We start from the raw sequence: 19,477 nt of genomic DNA, 5'->3' as shown, positions 1-19,477 counted from the left end.
ACGGACGGTTTAGTGCCGTCACCTTAACGTAGATCGGCATATTCTATGAAAGAATATATAATTATCTTTTTATTCTTGAATGATATTTATAAAGCGTATCCACGCCGGCGCCGGTTGTAAAGCCGACGCCATAGGCCACAGCTTTAAGCCGAAGCGCTGGCTACCGGCTCTGGCTCGTAGGAGAGTACCGGCGAAAGCCAGCGCTCGAGCTCCTCGAGGCTCATGGCCTTGCGCGCCGCCAGTGCCTCGACCTGGTCGCGGGTGATCTTGCCCGTCGAGAAGTACTTCGACTGCGGGTGGGCGAAGTACCAGCCGGACACCGCTGCCGCCGGCCACATGGCGAAGTTCTCGGTTAAAGCGAGCCCGGTGTTCTCGGTCGCGTTTAAAAGCCTGAACAGGGTCGCTTTCTCGGTATGGTCCGGGCAGGCGGGATAACCCGGCGCCGGGCGAATGCCCTGATACTTCTCGGCGATCAGCGCGTCGTTATCGAGCGTTTCGTCTTTAACGTAGCCCCAGAACTCCTTGCGCACCCGTTCGTGGATGCGCTCGGCAAACGCCTCCGCCAGCCGGTCGGTCAGCGCCTGGACCATGATCGCGCTGTAGTCGTCGCCGGCTTTTTCGTAGGCTTTCGAGAGTTCGTCGACGCCGTGACCGGTGGTGACCGCGAAGCCGCCGATCCAGTCGGGTTTGCCGCTCTCCTTCGGCGCGACGAAGTCCGCGAGACTATAGCAAAGTCCGTCCCGGCCTTTGGTGGTCTGTTGGCGAATGTGATGCAGCCGCTCGACGACCTGCTCGCGGTTTTCATCCGAGTAGACCTCGATGACGTCGTCATCCACCGTGTTCGCCGGCCACAGCCCGATTACCCCGCGGGCGTGGATATGGCCCTCGGAGAGCAGCTTTTCGAGCATCACCTGGGCGTCCTCGAACAGGTTGCGCGCCGCCTCGCCGACGACTTCGTCGTTGAGAATCTTCGGGTACTTGCCGGCGAGCTGCCAGCTCATGAAAAACGGCGTCCAGTCGATGCGCTCGACCAATTCGCGCAAATCGTAGTTCTCGAACACGGTGATGCCGGGCTGCAAAGGGGCGACGGGCGTCACTTCGTTCCAGTCGGTCTTGAAGCGGCGCTTGCGCGCCTGGGTGTAGTCGAGATCCGCCGCCTTGGGGCGGCGCTTGGCGTTGCGCTCGCGCACCACCACGTACTCGTCGCGAATGCTCTGCACGTACTCCGCCTTCAGGCTCGGCGTCAAAAGGCGCCCGGCCACGCCGACGGCCCGCGAGGCGTCGGTGACGTAGATCACCGGGTGCTCGTACTGCGGCTCGATTTTCACCGCGGTGTGCGCTTTCGAGGTGGTGGCCCCGCCGATCAGAAGCGGCAGGTCCATGCCGCGGCGTTGCATCTCTTTCGCCACGTGAACCATCTCGTCAAGCGACGGCGTAATCAGCCCGGAGAGGCCGATAATGTCCGCGTTGTGCTCCTCGGCGGCCTTGAGGATCTTCTCGGCGGGCACCATCACGCCCAGGTCGATCACTTCGTAGTTGTTGCACTGAAGCACTACGCCGACGATGTTCTTGCCGATGTCGTGCACGTCGCCTTTCACCGTGGCCATGACGATCTTGCCCTTGGCCTGGGTGTCCTCGCTCTTTTCCGCCTCGATGTAGGGAATCAGATACGCCACCGCCTGTTTCATGACGCGGGCGGATTTAACCACCTGGGGCAGAAACATTTTGCCGGCGCCAAACAGATCGCCGACCACGTTCATGCCGTCCATCAAGGGGCCTTCGATCACCTCGATGGGGCGTGCGGCTTGGGCGCGGGCCTCTTCGGTGTCGGCTTCGATGTGGGCGGTGATGCCCTTGACCAGCGCGTGCTCAATGCGCTTGTTCACCGGGAAGCCGCGCCACTCAAGATCCTCTTTTTTCGGGCTACTGCTGCCGTCGCCCTTGTACTCGTCGGCGATGTCCAAAAGGCGCTCGGTAGCGTCATCGCGGCGGTTGAGCACCACGGCCTCGACCGCATCGCGAAGCTTGGCCGGCAGGTCGTCATAAACCGCGAGCTGGCCGGCGTTGACGATACCCATGGAGAGGCCGTTCTTGATCGCGTGGTACAAGAACACCGAGTGGATCGCCTCGCGCACCGGGTTGTTGCCGCGAAAGGAGAACGACACGTTGGAGACGCCGCCGGAGATCATGGCGTGGGGCAGGTGCTCGCGAATCCAGTGGCAGGCTTCGATGAAGTCCACCGCGTAGTTATTGTGCTCTTCGATGCCGGTGGCGATGGCAAAGATGTTGGGATCGAAAATGATGTCTTCGGCGGGAAAGCCGATCTCGTCGACCAGCAGGCGATACGCCCGCTCGCAGATTTCGGTCTTGCGCGCGAAGGTGTCCGCCTGGCCCTCTTCGTCGAACGCCATGACCACGATGGCGGCCCCATAGCGCATGCACTTGGTGGCCTGCTCGCGAAAGGCGGCTTCGCCTTCCTTTAGCGAGATCGAGTTGACCACCGCCTTCCCCTGCACGCACTTGAGCCCGGTTTCGATGATCTCCCACTTGGAGGAGTCGATCATGATCGGCACGCGGGCGATGTCCGGCTCGCCGGCGATCAGGTTCAAGAAACGCTCCATGGCCTCCTGGGATTCGAGCATCCCTTCGTCCATGTTGATGTCGATCACCTGGGCGCCGTTCTCGACCTGCTCGAGTGCGACTTCCAGCGCGGTGGTGAAATCCTCCTCGACGATCAGGCGCTTGAAGCGCGCGGAGCCTGTGACGTTGGTGCGCTCACCGACGTTGACGAACAGCGAGTCCGCCTCGATGTTGAACGGCTCGAGCCCGGAGAGCCGGCACGCCTTCGAGCGCTCCGGAACTTGGCGCGGCGCAACGCTTCGCACCGCGTCGGCAATGGCGCGAATGTGCTCCGGGGTCGAGCCGCAGCAGCCGCCGATGATGTTGACCAGCCCGCTTTGGGCGAACTCGCCGACGATGGCCGCCATCTCTTCGGGGGTCTGGTCGTACTCGCCGAACTCGTTGGGAAGCCCGGCGTTGGGGTGGGCAGAGACGTAGGTGTCGGCGCGGGTCGAGAGCTCTTCGAGATACGGGCGCAGCTCCTCGGCGCCGAGGGCGCAGTTGAGCCCGACGGTCAGGGGCTTGGCGTGGCGTACCGAATTCCAGAACGCCTCGGTCGTCTGCCCCGACAGCGTACGCCCGGAGGCGTCGGTGATAGTGCCTGAGATCATTACGGGCAGGCGCTTGCCCAGATCCTCGAACAGCACTTCAAGCGCGTAGATCGCCGCCTTGGCGTTGAGCGTGTCGAAGATTGTCTCGATCATGATCAGGTCGCTGCCGCCATCGATCAGCGCCGCCGCCGCCTCATAATAGTTCTCATACAGCGCGTCGAAAGTGACGTTACGCTTGGCCGGGTCGTTGACGTCCGGTGAGAGCGAGGCGGTGCGCGAGGTCGGGCCCAATACGCCGGCCACGAAGCGCGGCACGCCGGTCGCCTCAGTCACGTCGTCGCACACTTGACGTGCAAGCCGCGCGGCTTCGCGGTTGAGCTCGACCACCAGCGCTTCCATGCCGTAGTCAGCTTGGGAGAGACGGGTGCTGTTGAAGGTGTTGGTCTCGAGAATGTCCGCGCCGGCCTCGAGGTAGTCGCGGTGGATGCGCGCGACCAGCTCGGGCTGGGTCAGCGCCAGCAGATCGTTGTTACCCTTGAGATCCGACGGCCACTCCTTGAAGCGCTCGCCACGAAACTCCGCCTCGCTGAGCGCTGCGTTTTGCAACATGGTGCCCATACCGCCATCCAGAAGCAGGATGTTTCGGGAAAGACGTTGGGTGAGCGATGCGGTCATATCTCGTAAAGCCATGGCGAAGGGGAGTCTCCAACAGCGCAATCAGGGAAGTTCGGCGCGAACATCGACGCAAATGGCGCTCATCATATCAAACGCGCTTGCCCGGGGCAGCACTCGGGGCGTCACCTGGCCAGGCTTTCGCGCCAAATCGACGGTGGCAGGGCGATTAAACGCCGCTGGAACTAATAGTTTACTAAAATGGTCGGGATTGTGTCCGCAGTCGGTTTTGCTTACCATAGAGGCAAATGACATGTGACGCGGCACCGCCGCTACCACAGGAGGATTAAACCGCTCATGACCACGACTATCGAAGCGCCCGGCATCGACATTACCGATAGCGCCCAGGGCTATCTCGCGGAACTGTTGGAAAAGCAAAACGTGGATGGCATTGCGGTGCGTATCTTTATCACCCAGCCCGGCACCCCCTACGCGGAAACCTGCCTGGCCTACTGCCGCCCGGGTGAAGAAGAACCCACGGACGTGCTGCTCGAACTCGAGAAGATCAACGTTTATCTCGACAAGAACAGCTTGGCGTTTTTGGAAGAGGCGGTGGTGGATTTCAACGCCGACCGCATGGGCGGGCAGCTCACCATCAAGGCGCCCAACGCCAAGATGCCCAAGGTGAATGCGGATAGCCCCCTGGAAGACCGCATCAACTACGTGCTTTATAGCGAGATCAACCCGGGCCTTGCCGCCCACGGCGGCGAGATCAAACTGATCGAGCTGACCGAAGAGAAGGTGGCGATCCTCGCCTTCGGTGGCGGCTGCCAAGGCTGCGCGGCGGTGGATTTGACGCTAAAGGACGGCGTCGAGAAAACGCTGATCGAGCGCATTCCGGAGCTTTCCGGCATTCGCGATGTGACCGACCATACGGATACCACCAACGCTTACTATTGATGCGTGCTTGAAAGGCTCTATCGAGCATGCTTTCCAGTAAAAAGCGCCCCGCTATAGCGGGGCGCTTTTTTTTGCATTTGTGACGCCCGTGTCGATGACACTGTGCCGGTCGACAGCGACGTTTTAACCTACAGTCAACGCTAGACTGCTTCCCTCAATTGATAAAACGGCGCTCGGTAGTATGGTTGAGTAGAGACGGGCGGCGCGAGCCTCGCGCTTTTGAGTTCAATCACTAATACCGCTACTAACAAGTTCGGGAGACAAGATCATTAAAACATCGCCGATGTTATCCAATATTCACAAGCCGATCTTTTTCGGCTCGCTGGGCCTTTTGTTGCTGGTTACGCTGCCTTTGATCCTCTTTCCTGAAGTGGGGCGCGTTTGGGTCATGGCGGCGCAGCAGTTCGTGTCGCGCAATTTCGGCATGCTCTATTTGGGGATGGGGCTCGCCTCACTGGGCTTCATGCTCTACATCGTGTTCAGCGATATCGGCCAGATAAAGCTTGGCGATATCGATACCGAGCCGGAGTTTTCGCTGCTCTCCTGGGGGGCGATGCTGTTCGCCGCCGGTATCGGTGGGGCGGTGGTATTCTGGGGAATGGTGGAGTGGATGTACTACCTGCAGTCGCCGCCGTTTCATCTCGAGCCGTTTTCCGAAGAGGCGACCGCTTGGGCGGCCACCTACGGCATGTTCCACTGGGGGCCGATCGCCTGGTCGATCTATCTCGTGCCGGCGCTGCCCATGGCGTACTTTCTGCACGTGCGCAAGAACAAGGTGCTGCGCATCAGCGAAGCGATTCGCCCCGTGCTGGGGGAGAAGCTCGCGCGAAGCTGGCTGGGCAATGTCATCAATATCCTGTTCATCTTCGGCATGCTGGGCGGCGGTGCGACGTCACTGGGCATTCTGGTGCCGCTGGTCAACGAGGGTCTGGGCAATCTTTTCAACTTCACTCCGAACGCCTTCAGCCAGATTCTGGTGCTGATAGGTACCACGGCGCTCTTCGCCGCCAGCGCCTGGCGCGGCCTCAAGGGCGGTATCGAGCTTTTGTCCGACATCAACATGTGGCTGGGTCTTGGCGTACTGCTGTTCATTCTGGTGGCCGGGCCCACGGTGTTCATTCTGGATACCGGGCTCAACTCGATCGGCCTGATGCTAAGCAATCTCGTGCGCATGGCGACTTGGACCGAACCCTTCGGTTCGCTTGGCGGTTTCGAGGATACCGGCTTCTCGCGTAGCTGGACGGTCTTCTACTGGGCCTGGTGGCTGGTGTTCGCACCCACGGTCGGGCTTTTCATCGCGCGTATTTCCAAGGGGCGGCGCATCAAGACCATGGTGGCAGGGTCGATCTTTTTCGGCTCGCTCGGCTGCGCGCTGTTTTTCATCATTCTAGGTAACTACGGGCTCTACCTGCAGTTGAGCGGCACTCTGGACGTTATCCAGATCATGAACGACACCTCCGCCAACGCGGCGTTTTACGCGGTGCTCGGCGAATTGCCTCTGACTTGGCTGGTCACGGCGGCGGTGGTGATATTGCTTTCGATCTTCACCGCGACCACCTTCGACTCTATCGCCTACATTCTCTCGTCTGCAGCGGAGAAGAATCTGGAAGAGGAGCCGGGGAAATTTCATCGTCTGTTCTGGGCGTTTACGCTGTCGTTTCTGCCCATGTCACTGCTGTTTTTGGGCGGGCTCGAAACGCTGCAAACCGCCAGTATCGTCAGCGGCGTGCCGCTTCTGCTGATCGCGGTGCTCTTGATGATCTCGATGGTGCGCGCGGCGAAGTATGATCTGCGCTACCAGCCGGACTACTCGGACCCCGAGATCAACATCGAGGAGTTTCCGGAGAACGATCCCTGGAGCGAGGAAGGCACCTGGGAGCTGCCCGAGGAATCCGAGGACGAGGCGCCGAAGCCACAAACCTGAGCGCCTGGTTCTAATCGGTTCACATTTCAAGGCCACTCCGTCAGCGGGGTGGCTTTTTCGTCTCTTCTTTGTGGCGCGCCGCTTCAAGGGTTTGAGGCAGCTCCTGAAGCTTGCGATGGAGTGCTTCGACCTGCTCGTTAAGCGCCTGCTGCCAGGCGTTGGCCTCGCTTGCTTTCGAGCGGGTCTCTATAAGTCGCTGCTCGATCTCTTCGCGCTCTTGCGCAAGCGCTGCGTTTTGCTCCTTGAGGCTCTGATTCTCCTGCTCGAGCCGCTTCAAATGCTCTTGAGCGTTTTGCTCATCGCGACTTTTTTGCTGCAGTACCTGCTTTTGGCTCGCCAGCGACTCTTCCAGAGCACTCAGTTTTTGCTCCATCTGACTGACGCGCTTTTGATGCGCCTTGTCCTGCTGGGCGCGTTCCTGTCTCAGCGTATCCAATAGCGCCATGAGCTTGCCTTCCGAGGCTTCGTTGCGCTCCTCTTCCTGGCTCAACCGCTGCTCCCAGCCGCTTTGAAGCGCCTGGCGCTCCTTTTGGCCGCTCTCTTCGAGCGCGTGATAGCGCTTCTCTAAAGCCTCGAATGCCTTTTGGGTGCGTTCTGTCTGCTGCTCTGCGCGGCCTGCCTGCTCGACGAGCTGGCCCTGGTTTGATTCCAGCGTGGCGAGTTCGCGGTTCAGTGTTTCCAGCCGTGCTTCGGTATGGCGCAGATGCTCGGCGAGCGCGTTTTCGCGCTGCTGGGCGTCGAGGGCGAGCTGATCGGCGCGCTCGGCAGCTTCCCTGGCCTCATCGATCTGACGGGTGGCATCTTCGCGGTAGTGGGCCAGCGCCTGGTTGGCCACCTCCTGGGCCTCGCGCCATAGCTCGCTTGCCATCGTCACCACGACTTCCGGCACGCCTTTGGGGGGCGGCACGTCGCGGTTTTGCTCACGCTCGCTGCGCCACTGACGAAAGTGCTCGCTGATGGTGGTGAAACTGCCGGTACCGAGCACCTCGCGAATGCGCTGAACGCTGGGAGTATCGCCCTGACTCAACAGCGTATCGATCGCCTGCTGAACGTCGCCGTACTGAATGCCGCTACGCGCCATGATGCTGATCCTGATGACTGTTAAAAGCGCTATTTTGCGACAACTCTTCGGTGAAAACAAATTTACGTAAAATGTAATACGTAATTTTATTTATCAAATAATTATTAAATTCAAGATTACACGTATTATCTTGAGTTTTAGGAGTCGTGACGGCAGAATCTGACGAGAGGCATGAGGCACTAAAAGAGGTAGAGCGCAGTGAGCAACATAGTATACACCCTCCAAAACGATGATATTTCAAGGGTTTTTGACGTCGTCGATAGGGCAGAAGGTGGTGCCCGTATTACGGCTTCAAGCGACGCCGACGCGGTCGGTCTGTGGCTGGCCGAGTACCGCGAGAGCCCGCAAACCTTCAAGACGTACCGGCGTGAGGCTGAGCGCCTGCTGCTGTGGCTTTCGAGCACGCAGCGGCGTTTGATCGAGCTCGACCGGGAAGGGCTGCGTGAATTCGAGGCGTTTCTCGAAGACCCGCAGCCGGCCTCGCGCTGGGTAGGGGTCGGGGCGCCGCGCTCGAGCCCCGCTTGGCGGCCGTTTCGTGCGGGGCTGTCGCCGTCGAGCCGGCGTCAAAGCCTGGTGATACTGCAAGGGCTTTACGGTTGGCTGGTCGAGGCCGGGTGGGTCGCGCACAATCCGTTTCGGCTGATGCGCGACAAGTCGCGCCGGCTCAATAACCAGACGCAAAGTGTCGAACGCTACCTGGAGTATGCGCTTTGGCAGTGGCTTTGGTGCTGGTTGAATAGAGATGTGGGGGAGGGCGCGAGTACCCGGCAGCGCTATGAGTGGGCGCGGTGCCGGTTCATTTTCAGCTTCGCCTATCTGCTGGCCCCGCGTATTAGTGAGATGGCCGGCGCGCGCATGGAAGATTTCGTTTTTAGAGAAGGGCGCTGGTGGTGGGTAGTGACCGGGAAAGGGCAGAAAACCGCGCGTATTCCGCTACCCGAAGACATGCTTGGGGAACTTGCCGAGTGGCGCCTGGCTCTCGGGCTGCCCTCGCTTCCTACGTTTGACGAGGCAACGCCGCTTCTTCGCGCGCTCGACGGCGTTCGCGGCATCAGCGACAACCAGCTCTACCGGCTGATCAAACGAGTATTCGCCCAGGCTGCCGAGGCGCTGGAAGCGGAGCAGGGCGCGCCGGCCCAGGTCGAGGCCCTGCGCCGCGCCACACCCCACTGGCTGCGCCATACGTCGATTACCCACCAGGCGCAGTCGGGCATTGAGCTCAGGTACCTTGCCCAAAGCGCACGCCACGCGCGCCTTGAAACCACCAGTCGCTACCTGCATACCGAGGCCGAGCAGTGGCATGACGAGCAGCAGCGCCACCGAATTGGTGTTTCACCAACAAAACAACGCGATTGAACGTTATAATGGCGGCCAATTTTGCCTAGAGCCTTCAAGGAGAGACCATGAGCACGCCCGGCCCCGAGCTTGCCCAGCAGGAACTGATCGAAGAGTTCGAGATGTTCGACAACTGGATGGATCGCTACCAGTACATCATCGACATGGGCAAGCAGCTGCCCGACTTTCCCGCCGAGTGGCAAACCGAGGAGTATAAGATCCAGGGGTGTCAGTCCAACGTTTGGATGAACCACGAGAAAGAGGGCGACAAGCTGGTGTTCAAGGCAACCTCAGACGCCGCGATCGTCTCCGGGCTCATCGGCGTACTGCTGCGCATCTACAGCGAGCGCACCCCGGCCGAGATCACCGCCACGAAGCCGCACTTTCTGCAGGACCTGGGCCTCGACAAGCACCTGTCACCGACGCGCAGCAACGGCCTGCACGCCATGCTCGAGCGCATCTATCAGGTCGCGCAAAGCGCCTAGTCGATGTGATCGCAGCGACGGGGCGTTTTGTCGGTTGAGGTGTTTCCTACACGGGCATTATCGCGGCCGGCTTCATCTTCGCGGCAAAGCGCTTCGCTGCGCCCGCCGGGCACCGGGTCCATGCCGCCGGGGTGGCCCGGATGGCATTTGATAATACGCTTGAACGCCATCCAGCCGCCCTTTAGCGGGCCGTGTACCTGGATGGCTTCGATCGTGTAGGAGGAGCAGCTCGGCCAGAAGCGACAGCGCGGGCCGAGCAGGGGGCTCAAAGTGTACTGGTAGAGTCGGATCAGCCCGATCATCAGGGCGCCAAGGGCTCTGACGAGGCCTCTTTTGACTGCCCGCCAGGCGCTCACGTTAGCGCTTGGCGTAAAGCGTGGCTGGATCGATCAGCGGCTCGCTGGTGATAGCGGCTTTCTCGCGGTCGAGGGCGATATAAAAGCAGCTGCGCCGGCCGGTGTGGCACGCCGGGCCGGTTTGATCGACCTGCAAAAGCACGGTGTCGGCGTCGCAGTCGAAGGCGGCAGCCACCAGCGCCTGCTGCTGGCCGGAGCTTTCGCCCTTGCGCCAGAGCTTGCCGCGCGAGCGGGAGTAGTAGCAGACCCGGCCCGTCGAGAGAGTCTCTTCGAGCGCCTCGCGGTTCATCCAGGCCATCATCAGCACTTCGCCGCTGTCGTGCTGCTGGGCAATGGCGGGAATCAAGCCGTCGCTATTAAACCTGGCCTCGTCCAACAGCGTTTGGGTCGAGGGCAGCGTCTCATCGCATCCGGCGGATTCGAGCGCCTTGAAAAGCGAGGCGTGCTGGTCGAAACGGGACATGGCGGGTACTCGTTTGAAGGGTCACTAATTAAAAAGTCAGTCGTCGGCGTCGTTTTCCTTAACGCTTTCCCGACAGGTGGCACAGTAGCCCTGAAGCTCGATGGTCTGACGCTCAACGTTGAAGCCTTTTTCCCGCGCAAGACCGACCAGCTCGTCGCTGATCGCATCCAGGTGCAGCTCTTCGACGTGGCCGCAGAGGCGGCAAATCAGCAGCTGAAAACCGTGGGTGTGCTCGGGGCAGGCGCAAGCGATATAGGCGTTTTGCGACTCGATGCGATGAACGAAGCCTTCGGTGATCAAAAACTCGAGCGCGCGGTACACCGTGGGTGGGCGCGCGGCGGCGTGTTCGCTGGAGAGCTGGTCGAGCAGGTCGTAGGCTTTCAGGCCGCCGCCGCTATCGGCAATCATCTCGAGCACGCGCTTGCGAATCGGAGTGAAGCGCACGCCCCGATTGATGCATTGCGATTCGGCTTGTTGCAATAACGTATTGGTTTTCATCTTCAGCGACCGGGTCAACATGGTGGGGCTAGTTTACGCGCTCGCCGACTCTGTGTCAGGGGTGCTGACCAGCTCGCTTTGGCGCGCGAAGTGATGCTGGGCAAACGCTACGCGCTCCTTGGCGCCAACGCCATCGGGCTGGCGTTCGATCAGATCGAGCCGCCGGCGGAGTCCCTCACCGTTGGTCATCTGAATGGCGAGCCCTGGCCGGGCGTTGAGCTCCAACAGCATGGGCCCGTGAACACGGTCGAGCACCATATCGGTGCCCAGATAGCCAAGGCCGGTCATTTCATAACAGCCGGCGGCCAGGTTCAAGAGGGTATCCCACTGCGGCACGACCAGGCTTGCCAAGTCATGGCCGGTATCGGGGTGGCTGTAGCAGGGGCGATCGAACTGAACGCCTCTGAGCGCCGCCCCGGTGGCGATGTTGAGGCCAACACCGACCGCGCCCTGGTGCAGGTTGGCCTTGCCATCGGAGGCGGCGGTGGATAGGCGCATCATGGCCATCACCGGGTAGCCCTTGAACACGATGACGCGAATGTCCGGTACGCCTTCGTAGGTGTAGGCCATCAGACTCTCATCGAAGTTGATCAGCGTTTCGATCACCGCCACGTCCGGCGAGCCGCCAAGCGAGTAGAGCCCGGAGAGAATGTTCGACACGTGGCGTTCGATGTCGACCAGGCTCAAATGCGCGCCGCTTGGTTTGATGAAAACGTTGTCATCATCAACATTTTCGATGACCAGAATCCCCTTGCCACCGCTGCCCTTGGCGGGCTTGATGACAAAGCCCTTGTGGCCGGTAAGCATCTCGCCAATATGCTTGACGCCGAACTGGGTACTCACCGTGCCGATCAGCGCGGGGGTGGTGATGTCGTAGCGCTGGGCCAGAAGCTTGGTCTTGAGCTTGTCGTCCACCAGTGGGTAGAGCTTTCGCGAGTTGTAGCGGCCGATGTAGCGAATATTTCGCCGGTTCATGCCGATGATGCCTTTATCGCTTAGCCTGGAAGGCCAGGTCCAATCCTTGAACCAGCTCATGAGGGCTTCTCGTCTTCAGTGATCGGCTTGAAGCGGCGCAGTTCGAGCAGGCGGTAACCGGTGTAGTTACCCAGCATCAGGATGAACGCCATCAAAATCAGCTGCACGCCGAGGAAGTTGAAGGTGATGTGGCGAATCCAGGGGTTGTTCATGGCCAGATACGCCAGTACCGCGGTCACCAGGCTGCCGCCGCCCTGGATCAGCACCTGCTTCGGGCCTTCCTCTTCCCAAAGAATCGACATGCGCTCGATGGTCCAGGCCAGAATGATCATCGGGAAGAAGGTGACGGTGAGCCCCGCGGAAAGGCCCATGCGGTAAGCGAGCACGGTGAAGGCGGCGATGATCGCGATAACCGTGATGATGACCGCCGAAACCCTGGCCACCAGCAGCAAATTCAAATGCGACAGGTAGTTTCGGATCACCAGGCCCACCGCGACGATGAGCAGAAAGCCGACCAACCCGGTCAGTAGCGTGGTCTGAATGAAGGCCAGCGCGATCAGAACCGGCATGAAGGTGCCCGAGGTTTTCACCCCGATGAACACGCGCAGCAGCACGACCACCAGCGCCCCGATAGGAATCAGCAGAATGGTCTGGAACAGCGCCTGTTCTTCCAGCGGCAGGCTGTGAATCGAGAAGTTCAGTAGCGTGCTGTCCGAGCGGTGGTTGCGCACCGCCGCCGAGGCCGGCTGGTTGTGGGTCAGCATCGAGAAGCTGACCTGGGAGTTGGTGCCGCCCTGTACTTCGAGCACTGCGCGGCCGCCGGTTTCCCACAGCAGCAGGTTGTCCGGGCGGCCACGCTCGCCGGTGGTCGGGTTGAATACCGCCCACTGCTCGCCGGTTTCGTCGAATACCTGAATCCAGCTGGTCAGCGACTGGCGCCGGCGCGCATCCTCAAGCATCAGGCCGCTAATTTCCCGCGCTTGGACGCCGGCCTGGTTCAATAGCCGCACGATCAGCGCCGTCGGTGTCTCCTGGCTCAACAGAAGCCGCGCGTTCTCGGCCTGGCGTTCGCCGTTGAGATCGAGGATCAGCTCGCGGGTAAAGGTGGCGTTATCGGCGCTTCGTGCCCAGGCACGCTCGATGATCTGCTCGGCGGCGGTATCGTAGGGTGCGCCCCAGGGCGTGGGTGTCGAAAGCCCGGGCGGTGTCTGGATGGGCGCGCGCGCCTCAGGCGATACCAGCATCTGCACCGAGTAGTAAAGCTGCTGACTGCCGGCGGCGTTGCGGATGGTCCACTGCGCCTGGCGGCCCAGCTCGTCAGCACTATAAGCCAGGCCATAGCCAGAGGAGGCTGTGTTTTCGGTCAACACGCGATAGCCCGCCTGGTGGGACGGCAGCGCCAGATCCACCTGAACCGGGCCGTCCTGGGCGTTGAACGTGATCACCGCCTCGATTTCCCACACTTGGCGCTGCTCGCCTGGGGTCCAGGGAATTTCGAACTGAACGTGACGATGGATGCTGGCCGCGATACCTACGACCAGCAAAAAGCCCACGATTAAATAAAACGCCAAGCGTGACATGAAGGTTGATTCCTTTCGGCATTAAGCGACAGGGGGAGAGCGATGCTCGATGACGTAGAGCGGCTACTCTTCCGTATCGTCCTGATCTTCAGAGACTTCATCGTCAGCGGCCTGGTCGGCAGGCTCGCCGCCGGGAAACTCGGGCCGATCGTGAATGTAGGTTTGGGCGACGTCGATGGTGGCAATGTCCATCATGAAGCGACGTCCCAGCAGCACCGGGAAATCCAGATGCGTGCGGTCATTGAGCGTGAATTCGACGTTTTCACGAATGGGCCCCAATGTCATCAAAAGCGAAATGACCGGGCGCGACTCTTCACCGGAGGCCTGGACGATGCGCACGCGGCGCTGGATCGGTGCTTCGACCCATTCGTCTTTAACGCGCTCGACCGCCACGTCTTCGTCGTTGAGCGCGAGCTTGAAGCGTACCCAATCTTCGCCGTCACGCTCGAAGCGCGTGATGTCGGACGCTGACAGCGACGATGTCGAGGCCCCGGAGTCGATACGCGCCTTGAGGTAGGTGCCGATGGCTGGAAAGCCGATCCATTCGCTGCGCCCAAGCACCGTTTTCGAGGTTTGCACCGGCTGTGCTTCACACTCTTCACGCACGATGATCGGCTCGTCACCGCGCGCCTCGATAGTCGCCACATCCTTTTGCAAAACACGCAGTAGATTGCCCACTTCATGCATGTTGGATCTGAGCGTTTCGTACTGGCTCGTTTGGCGTGACTCCATTGCTTGGGCGTCACACTGCGCTAAAAGCGTGGTCTCGAGCTCGGTAATGCGAGCGTTGAACGCGGCATCTCCAAGCGGCGGGGGCTCTTGGGGCGCCGGCGGTTGAGCAGCGCAAGCTACCAATAGCGGCATGCCTGCCATCAGCCAGGTCAGTTTCGTGCGCATAGATCGGAAGTCCCTTACCAAACAAGAGCAGGGATAATATGAAGAAGTATGTGCGGTTGTCCAATGATGTTAAGGGTTTTACCCAATAGCGAATATCATATTTAACATAATATATATTATGCGAACCAAGAGTTATTGGTCTGAAACGCAGAAACTGGCTACCCGGCACAAGCTCAAAACATCGAACAACCCGGCCATAAAAAAGACAGCCTCTTTGGGCCGTCTTTTAGATGTTACATCAATGAGCAACGAACGACGCTTACTCTTCCGGCGGCGCGTAAGAGCCGTCTTCGCGGTGTACTTCCTTGCCGGTCAGCGCCGGTGTGAAGACACACGCCACGGTCATGCCCTTTTCCTTGCCACGCAGAAGGTGCTCGTCGTGCTGGTCGAGCATGTAGATGTCGCCGGCCTTGATCGGCCAGATTTTACCGTCGGCGATGGTTTCTACTTCACCTTCGCCTTCGTAGCAGAACACGGCTTCGTAGTGGTTCTTGTAGTGAATGTGGGTTTCGGTGCCCGGAAAGATCCGGGTAATGTGAAACGAGAAACCGGCCTTGTCGCTGGCCAGCACCAGACGCGTGCTGTCCCAGTTGCCGTTTTCAGCGGTCACCAGGCGGTCGGTCTTGCGGGCTTCTTCCAGATTGCGAACGATCATCGGTGTGCTCCTTGTAAGGCGGCCGTCGATGGCCGCCGAAACGATGGCTTGGCGTGTGAATCCGTTATTTACCGCTAATCACGGCGTCGACACATTTTTCCAGGATATCGAGGCCTTCGATCAAGTCTTCATCGCTGATGGTCAGCGGGCACAGGCACTTGACGACTTCGCCGGCTTGGCCGCTGGTTTCGATGATCAAACCGTGCTCGAACGCCTTGCCGGTGATTGCATCGGCGATATCGCCGTCGACCACGTCGATACCGCGCATCAAACCGCGACCGCGCTCGCTGGCGGGCATGCCGTTATCCGACAGGCGTTTGGCCAGCGTCTTGAAGCGCTCCTCGACGATATGACCCTTGCGCTGAACGTCGCGCTCGAAGGTATCATTGGACCAGTATTTTTTCAGCGCGGCGGTCGCGGTGATCATGGCCAGGTTGAAGCCGCGGAACGTGCCGTTGTATTGGCCCGGTTTCCACTGGTCGAGCTCTGGGCGCATCAACACGTGAGCAAACGGCAGGCCGAAACCGGACAGCGACTTGGAGTTGGTGACCATGTCCGGTTTGATGCCGGCGTGCTCGAAGCTGAAGAACTTGCCGGTACGCCCGCAGCCGGCCTGAATATCGTCGACGATCAATAAAAGATCGTGGTCACGGCAGATGCCTTCCAAACGCTTCAACCACTCGAGGCTCGCCACGTTGATACCGCCCTCGCCTTGCACGGTTTCGACGATGACCGCCGCGGGTATATCGAGCCCGCCGGACTTGTCCGCCAGCAATTTTTCGAAGTAGTCGAGGGTATCGGCGTGCTCGCCCATATAGCCGTCGTAGGGCAAAAAGCTTGCGCCTTGGGTCGGAATGCCGCCGGTAGCCTCGCGGAACTTGCGGTTACCGGTGGTCGCCAACGCCCCCATGGTCACGCCGTGAAAGCCGTTGGTGAAGGTCACGATGTTGTGGCGGCCTTTGGCCACCCGCGCCAGGCGAATGGCGGCTTCGACGGCATTGGTGCCGGTCGGCCCCGGCAAGTGCACCTTGTAGTCGAGCCCGCGCGGCTTGAAAATCAGTTCGTTGAGCGTATCGAAGTAGTCACGCTTGGCGGCAGTCCACATGTCCAGCCCATGCACCACGCCGTCTGAAGCGAGATAATCGATCATCGCCTCTTTGAGGTGGGCATTGTTGTGGCCGTAGTTCAGCGTGCCGGCACCGGCGAGAAAATCGATGTACTCGCGACCGTCTTCGTCGGTCAAACGGGCGTTTTTAGCCTTGGTGAATACCACTGGAAACGAACGCGAATAGGTACGTACGTTGGATTCCATCCGTTCAAACGTTTGGGTCTGCATTATGACCTCCCTTTCAAAAAAATTTCCTGTCTCAAGCGCTTACAAAAACCTTGAGACGGTTCGATGAATTTTCAAGGTGTCGCGCGGCGCTTGATCGAGCTAGACGATGTGATCGGTTTGAAACGGCCCGATGCGCACGAGATTTTCCGGGTCGTGCTCGCCGCCAAGCTGTTCTGTCGAGAAGTATTCGCGGCTGTTGAGCGGTGCCTGCCAGCGCGCCGCCAAGCGGCGAAAAAGCCCCCAGGACGCGAGATTATCCGGCGTGATGGTGGTTTCCATATGGTGTACGTCGCTGAGCTCGTCGCGCGACATAATGGCCTCGATCAGCCTGCGCGCCAAACCGGTACCGCGCGCTTTCTCTCCCACCGCGACCTGCCACAGAAAAAACGTGTCTGGGGCGTTGTCCTTCACATAGCCGGAAACGAACCCGACGATTTCGCCCTCTTCATTAGTCGCCACGGCGCAGGTATCGCGAAACTGAGTGGCGAGTAGCAGATAGGCGTAGGCAGAGTTGACGTCCAGCGGTGGGCACGCCTTGACCAGCTCGAAGATGCCCCAGCCGTCGTCGGCGTTGGGCTTGCGAATATAGAGCGGCGTCTGCTCATTACCGACCACGGCGTCGGCGACTGTCGGCCGCGCCAAGTCAAAAGAAGGGGTAAAAGGCGTTGAAGGCATGCTCATGGTGATACTTCGCCGTTGCGAATTCCTGCAAGATCATAACAGCTGACGGTGTATAACTCAAAGCGCATATTATCCTTGGCTCCCTTTTCGATAATTTTTAATTATACATGGCGGGTAATGCTGTACTGGATATCGATCCTCTCAGTGACTGTTAAAAGCTTAGTCCAACTTCAATGAAGTGGTATAAAAAAGCGGGCTTTCGCCCGCTTGTCATGAATCGATCCGGTTCAACCTCGCAAGAGTGCGAGTCAGGTACGCGAGGGTTCGCGCATAGTGACGAGCTCCTCGGAGCCGGTTGGGTGAACCCCAAGAGTGCGGTCGAAATCGGCCTTGGTAAGCCCGGCACGGACGGCGATACCAACGTTTTGAATCAGCTCCCCCGCCTCTTCGCCGACGATGTGCGCGCCGACCACCACGTCGCTTTCGTCATCAACCACCAGCTTCATCAGCATGCGCTCGTCGCTACCGGAAAGCGTGTGCTTCATGGGTTTGAAGTCGGTACGGTAAACGCGGATGTTGGCAAAGCGCTCCCGGGCGGCCTCTTCGGTCAGGCCGACGGTGCCGATATTGGGCTGGCAGAACACCGCTGTGGGAACGCGCTCGTAGTCCAGCGGCTCCGGCTTGGTATCGCCAAAGTGATGCTCGACGATCTGCATCGCCTCGGCGATCGCCGCCGGCGTAAGCTCCGGGCTATCGATCAGGTCACCGAGCGCCAGAATCGAGGGCACATTGGTCTCGAAGCGCTCGTTGACGGGGATCTTGCCGCTGTCGTCGAGCTCGATGCCCAGCGTCTCGATCCCCAGGCCGCTGACGTTGGCACGGCGCCCGGTGGCGACCAGCACGGTATCGACGGTCAGCGTGTCGCCGCTGGTGAGCGTGACGTTCAGGCCATCGTCGCCGCGCTCGATGCGTTCGATGTTGACGTCGAAATGCAGGTTAACGCCCTTTTTCTTCATCTCGTCGCGCGTAAAGGCGCGCACTTCGTCATCGAAGCCGCGCAAAAAGAGCTCGCGGCGGTAGATCAGGTGAGCTTCGCTGCCCAGTCCGTTGAAGATACTGGCGAACTCCACGGCGATATACCCCCCGCCCAACACCAAAAAGCGCTTGGGGAAGGTGTCCAGGTCGAACACCTCGTTGGAGGTGACGGCCAGGTCGCTGCCCGGGAAATCCGGCACCCAGGGCCAGCCGCCGGTGGCGAGCAGAATTTTGGCCGCGCTCACCTCGCTTTCGCCCTTCGCAGAGCTCAGCGAAACGGTATGAGCATCCTTGAGCGTCGCTCGGGCGTTATAGAGCGTGACGCCGGCGTTTTCCAGCAGGCGCTGGTAAATGCCGTTGAGCCGTTTGATCTCGCTGGACTTGTTGTCTCTCAGCGTCGGCCAGTCGAAGGTCGGCGTCTCCGGCAGGTGCCAGCCGTAGCCCGCGGCGTCGTCGAAGCTATCGCGAAAGTGGGAGGCGTAGGCGTAGAGCTTTTTCGGCACGCAGCCAACGTTGACACAGGTGCCGCCCAGGTAACGGTCTTCGGCGATGGCCACCCGTGCGCCTCGAGCCGCCGCCGTGCGCGCGGCGCGCACGCCGCCGGAACCGGCGCCGATAACCAGTAGATCGTAATCAAAATCAGCTTGCGCCGACATAAACACTCCTTGCAGCTCGATACACTCCAATCGAACAGTCGTCTCTTGGAACAGCTGCCTACTTTAACAGCCGTCTTATTGAACCGTCGTCTTCTCGAACGTAAGCCGCTCGCTCGAGCGTGGCCCGAGCGAGCGGAAAAGGCGGACAGGTTGTAAAACGCAGGCGACCGGCTCGTTTGCCGCTTGGCTGAGCGTGGATCAATGAAGCTTAGCCAATCGCGCAGGTCACGCCAGTGCCCTTCAAACCGCAGTAGCCGCCCGGATTCTTGTCCAGGTACTGCTGGTGATAGCCCTCGGCGTAGTAGAATCTGTCCAGCGGATAAATTTCGGTGGTGATGCGCCCTTTGCCCTGCTCATCCAGCGCCTTTTGATACGCCTCGCGGCTTTGCTCGGCCTGTTCACGCTGGGCCTCGGTCGTGACAAAAATCGCCGAGCGGTACTGGCTACCGATGTCGTTGCCCTGCCGGTTGCCCTGGGTTGGGTCGTGCTCCTCCCAGAAGGTGCGCAAGAGCGTGGCAAGCGAGACCTTGTCGGGGTCATAGACCACTCGCACCACCTCGGTATGGCCGGTGCGCCCGGTGCAGGTTTCGTCATAGGTCGGGTTAGGGGTTTCGCCGCCGGCGTAGCCTGCCGCGGTCACGTGTACCCCGGGCATTTGCCAAAAAAGACGCTCGACGCCCCAAAAGCAACCCATGCCAAGGACGATCTCCTCGAAGCCGTCAGGTATCGGCCCCTTCAAGGCGTTGCCGTTGACGGTGTGGGTCTCGCTGGTTTCGATCGGCGTATCACGGCCTGGCAGTGATCCCGATGTTCTGGAAAAGAGTGTCATGGCCACCTC

The 19,477-nt window shown here is 60.1% G+C and carries 17 protein-coding genes; 4 read left to right on the top strand and 13 right to left on the bottom strand.

From position 1 onward, the window contains the following. Positions 1-143: 143 nt before the first annotated feature. A complete protein-coding gene (gene metH / locus ACGLWX_RS01265; RefSeq protein ID WP_396236680.1) occupies positions 144-3,860 on the bottom strand; it encodes a methionine synthase in 3,717 nt (1,238 codons plus the stop codon). A gap of 279 nt (positions 3,861-4,139) precedes the next feature. On the opposite strand from metH, the gene nfuA reads away from it, so the two are divergent. Both nfuA and ACGLWX_RS01255 read left to right on the top strand, forming a co-directional pair. Then, positions 4,140-4,742: a Fe-S biogenesis protein NfuA gene (gene nfuA, locus ACGLWX_RS01260; RefSeq protein WP_396236678.1), complete on the top strand. Its 603-nt coding sequence runs from the start codon at positions 4,140-4,142 to the stop codon at positions 4,740-4,742. Positions 4,743-5,025: 283 nt separating this feature from the next. Further along, the gene (locus tag ACGLWX_RS01255) at positions 5,026-6,666 is read left to right on the top strand and encodes a BCCT family transporter (RefSeq protein WP_252108770.1); all 1,641 of its coding nucleotides are present in this window, start codon (positions 5,026-5,028) and stop codon (positions 6,664-6,666) included. A gap of 40 nt (positions 6,667-6,706) precedes the next feature. Here the strand turns inward: ACGLWX_RS01255 and ACGLWX_RS01250 are convergent, their stop codons facing one another. Continuing rightward, a complete protein-coding gene (locus ACGLWX_RS01250) occupies positions 6,707-7,747 on the bottom strand; it encodes a DNA-binding protein (RefSeq protein WP_396236676.1) in 1,041 nt (346 codons plus the stop codon). Between the two features lie 234 nt (positions 7,748-7,981). Here ACGLWX_RS01250 and ACGLWX_RS01245 point away from each other — a divergent pair, with 234 nt between their 5' ends. Continuing rightward, positions 7,982-9,103, top strand: coding sequence for a tyrosine-type recombinase/integrase (locus ACGLWX_RS01245; protein ID WP_396238150.1), 1,122 nt, complete (start codon positions 7,982-7,984; stop codon positions 9,101-9,103). A gap of 47 nt (positions 9,104-9,150) precedes the next feature. Next, entirely contained in the window at positions 9,151-9,567 is a 417-nt protein-coding gene (locus ACGLWX_RS01240) for a SufE family protein (RefSeq protein WP_252108767.1), read from the top strand. Here the strand turns inward: ACGLWX_RS01240 and yidD are convergent. The 11 genes from yidD to msrA all read right to left on the bottom strand — a co-directional run bounded on the left by yidD (position 9,564) and on the right by msrA (position 19,468). Then, positions 9,564-9,869 carry a membrane protein insertion efficiency factor YidD gene (gene yidD / locus ACGLWX_RS01235; protein WP_396236674.1) on the bottom strand — a complete coding sequence of 102 codons (306 nt, stop codon included), beginning with the start codon at positions 9,867-9,869 and terminating at the stop codon, positions 9,564-9,566. The genes ACGLWX_RS01240 and yidD overlap by 4 nt on opposite strands. Positions 9,870-9,924: 55 nt before the next feature. Continuing rightward, the gene (hisI, locus tag ACGLWX_RS01230; protein ID WP_396236672.1) at positions 9,925-10,386 is read right to left on the bottom strand and encodes a phosphoribosyl-AMP cyclohydrolase; all 462 of its coding nucleotides are present in this window, start codon (positions 10,384-10,386) and stop codon (positions 9,925-9,927) included. Between the two features lie 36 nt (positions 10,387-10,422). Beyond that, positions 10,423-10,884 (bottom strand): transcriptional repressor, encoded by a 462-nt coding sequence (locus tag ACGLWX_RS01225; RefSeq protein ID WP_396236670.1) that lies wholly within the window; start codon positions 10,882-10,884, stop codon positions 10,423-10,425. A gap of 33 nt (positions 10,885-10,917) precedes the next feature. Further along, positions 10,918-11,919: an alpha-L-glutamate ligase-like protein gene (locus tag ACGLWX_RS01220; RefSeq protein ID WP_252108763.1), complete on the bottom strand. Its 1,002-nt coding sequence runs from the start codon at positions 11,917-11,919 to the stop codon at positions 10,918-10,920. Beyond that, entirely contained in the window at positions 11,916-13,439 is a 1,524-nt protein-coding gene (locus ACGLWX_RS01215; RefSeq protein WP_252108762.1) for an inactive transglutaminase family protein, read from the bottom strand. The genes ACGLWX_RS01220 and ACGLWX_RS01215 overlap by 4 nt, the downstream gene beginning before the upstream one ends. A gap of 63 nt (positions 13,440-13,502) precedes the next feature. Continuing rightward, positions 13,503-14,336 (bottom strand): ATP-dependent zinc protease, encoded by an 834-nt coding sequence (locus tag ACGLWX_RS01210; RefSeq protein ID WP_396236668.1) that lies wholly within the window; start codon positions 14,334-14,336, stop codon positions 13,503-13,505. 259 nt (positions 14,337-14,595) lie between these two features. Further along, positions 14,596-14,991, bottom strand: coding sequence for an ectoine synthase (locus tag ACGLWX_RS01205; protein ID WP_252108760.1), 396 nt, complete (start codon positions 14,989-14,991; stop codon positions 14,596-14,598). 64 nt (positions 14,992-15,055) lie between these two features. Continuing rightward, a complete protein-coding gene (gene ectB / locus ACGLWX_RS01200; protein WP_396236666.1) occupies positions 15,056-16,327 on the bottom strand; it encodes a diaminobutyrate--2-oxoglutarate transaminase in 1,272 nt (423 codons plus the stop codon). Between the two features lie 99 nt (positions 16,328-16,426). Continuing rightward, positions 16,427-17,008 (bottom strand): diaminobutyrate acetyltransferase, encoded by a 582-nt coding sequence (ectA, locus tag ACGLWX_RS01195; RefSeq protein WP_252108758.1) that lies wholly within the window; start codon positions 17,006-17,008, stop codon positions 16,427-16,429. Positions 17,009-17,256: 248 nt separating this feature from the next. After that, complete coding sequence (gene gorA, locus ACGLWX_RS01190) at positions 17,257-18,639, bottom strand: glutathione-disulfide reductase (RefSeq protein WP_396236664.1); 1,383 nt, start codon at positions 18,637-18,639, stop codon at positions 17,257-17,259. A gap of 208 nt (positions 18,640-18,847) precedes the next feature. Continuing rightward, complete coding sequence (gene msrA / locus ACGLWX_RS01185; protein WP_396236662.1) at positions 18,848-19,468, bottom strand: peptide-methionine (S)-S-oxide reductase MsrA; 621 nt, start codon at positions 19,466-19,468, stop codon at positions 18,848-18,850. Positions 19,469-19,477 lie beyond the last annotated feature (9 nt).

The organism is Halomonas sp. HMF6819 (assembly GCF_044335525.1).
Taxonomy (GTDB): domain Bacteria; phylum Pseudomonadota; class Gammaproteobacteria; order Pseudomonadales; family Halomonadaceae; genus Vreelandella.
The sequence above is the reverse complement of the archived record's forward strand: the minus strand, read 5'-3'. Positions and strand labels throughout refer to the sequence as shown.

Bases quoted from the DNA above. Each gene is read 5' to 3' on its own strand.
- hisI (WP_396236672.1), bottom strand. From the start codon at position 10,386: ATGTCCCGTTTCGACCAGCACGCCTCGCTTTTCAAGGCGCTCGAATCC.
- nfuA (WP_396236678.1), top strand. From the start codon at position 4,140: ATGACCACGACTATCGAAGCGCCCGGCATCGACATTACCGATAGCGCC.
- ACGLWX_RS01240 (WP_252108767.1), top strand. From the start codon at position 9,151: ATGAGCACGCCCGGCCCCGAGCTTGCCCAGCAGGAACTGATCGAAGAG.
- ACGLWX_RS01205 (WP_252108760.1), bottom strand. From the start codon at position 14,991: ATGATCGTTCGCAATCTGGAAGAAGCCCGCAAGACCGACCGCCTGGTG.
- gorA (WP_396236664.1), bottom strand. From the start codon at position 18,639: ATGTCGGCGCAAGCTGATTTTGATTACGATCTACTGGTTATCGGCGCC.
- yidD (WP_396236674.1), bottom strand. From the start codon at position 9,869: ATGATCGGGCTGATCCGACTCTACCAGTACACTTTGAGCCCCCTGCTC.
- ACGLWX_RS01255 (WP_252108770.1), top strand. From the start codon at position 5,026: ATGTTATCCAATATTCACAAGCCGATCTTTTTCGGCTCGCTGGGCCTT.
- ectA (WP_252108758.1), bottom strand. From the start codon at position 17,008: ATGAGCATGCCTTCAACGCCTTTTACCCCTTCTTTTGACTTGGCGCGG.
- ACGLWX_RS01210 (WP_396236668.1), bottom strand. From the start codon at position 14,336: ATGCGCACGAAACTGACCTGGCTGATGGCAGGCATGCCGCTATTGGTA.
- ACGLWX_RS01215 (WP_252108762.1), bottom strand. From the start codon at position 13,439: ATGTCACGCTTGGCGTTTTATTTAATCGTGGGCTTTTTGCTGGTCGTA.
- ACGLWX_RS01220 (WP_252108763.1), bottom strand. From the start codon at position 11,919: ATGAGCTGGTTCAAGGATTGGACCTGGCCTTCCAGGCTAAGCGATAAA.
- metH (WP_396236680.1), bottom strand. From the start codon at position 3,860: ATGGCTTTACGAGATATGACCGCATCGCTCACCCAACGTCTTTCCCGA.
- ectB (WP_396236666.1), bottom strand. From the start codon at position 16,327: ATGCAGACCCAAACGTTTGAACGGATGGAATCCAACGTACGTACCTAT.
- ACGLWX_RS01250 (WP_396236676.1), bottom strand. From the start codon at position 7,747: ATGGCGCGTAGCGGCATTCAGTACGGCGACGTTCAGCAGGCGATCGAT.
- msrA (WP_396236662.1), bottom strand. From the start codon at position 19,468: ATGACACTCTTTTCCAGAACATCGGGATCACTGCCAGGCCGTGATACG.
- ACGLWX_RS01225 (WP_396236670.1), bottom strand. From the start codon at position 10,884: ATGAAAACCAATACGTTATTGCAACAAGCCGAATCGCAATGCATCAAT.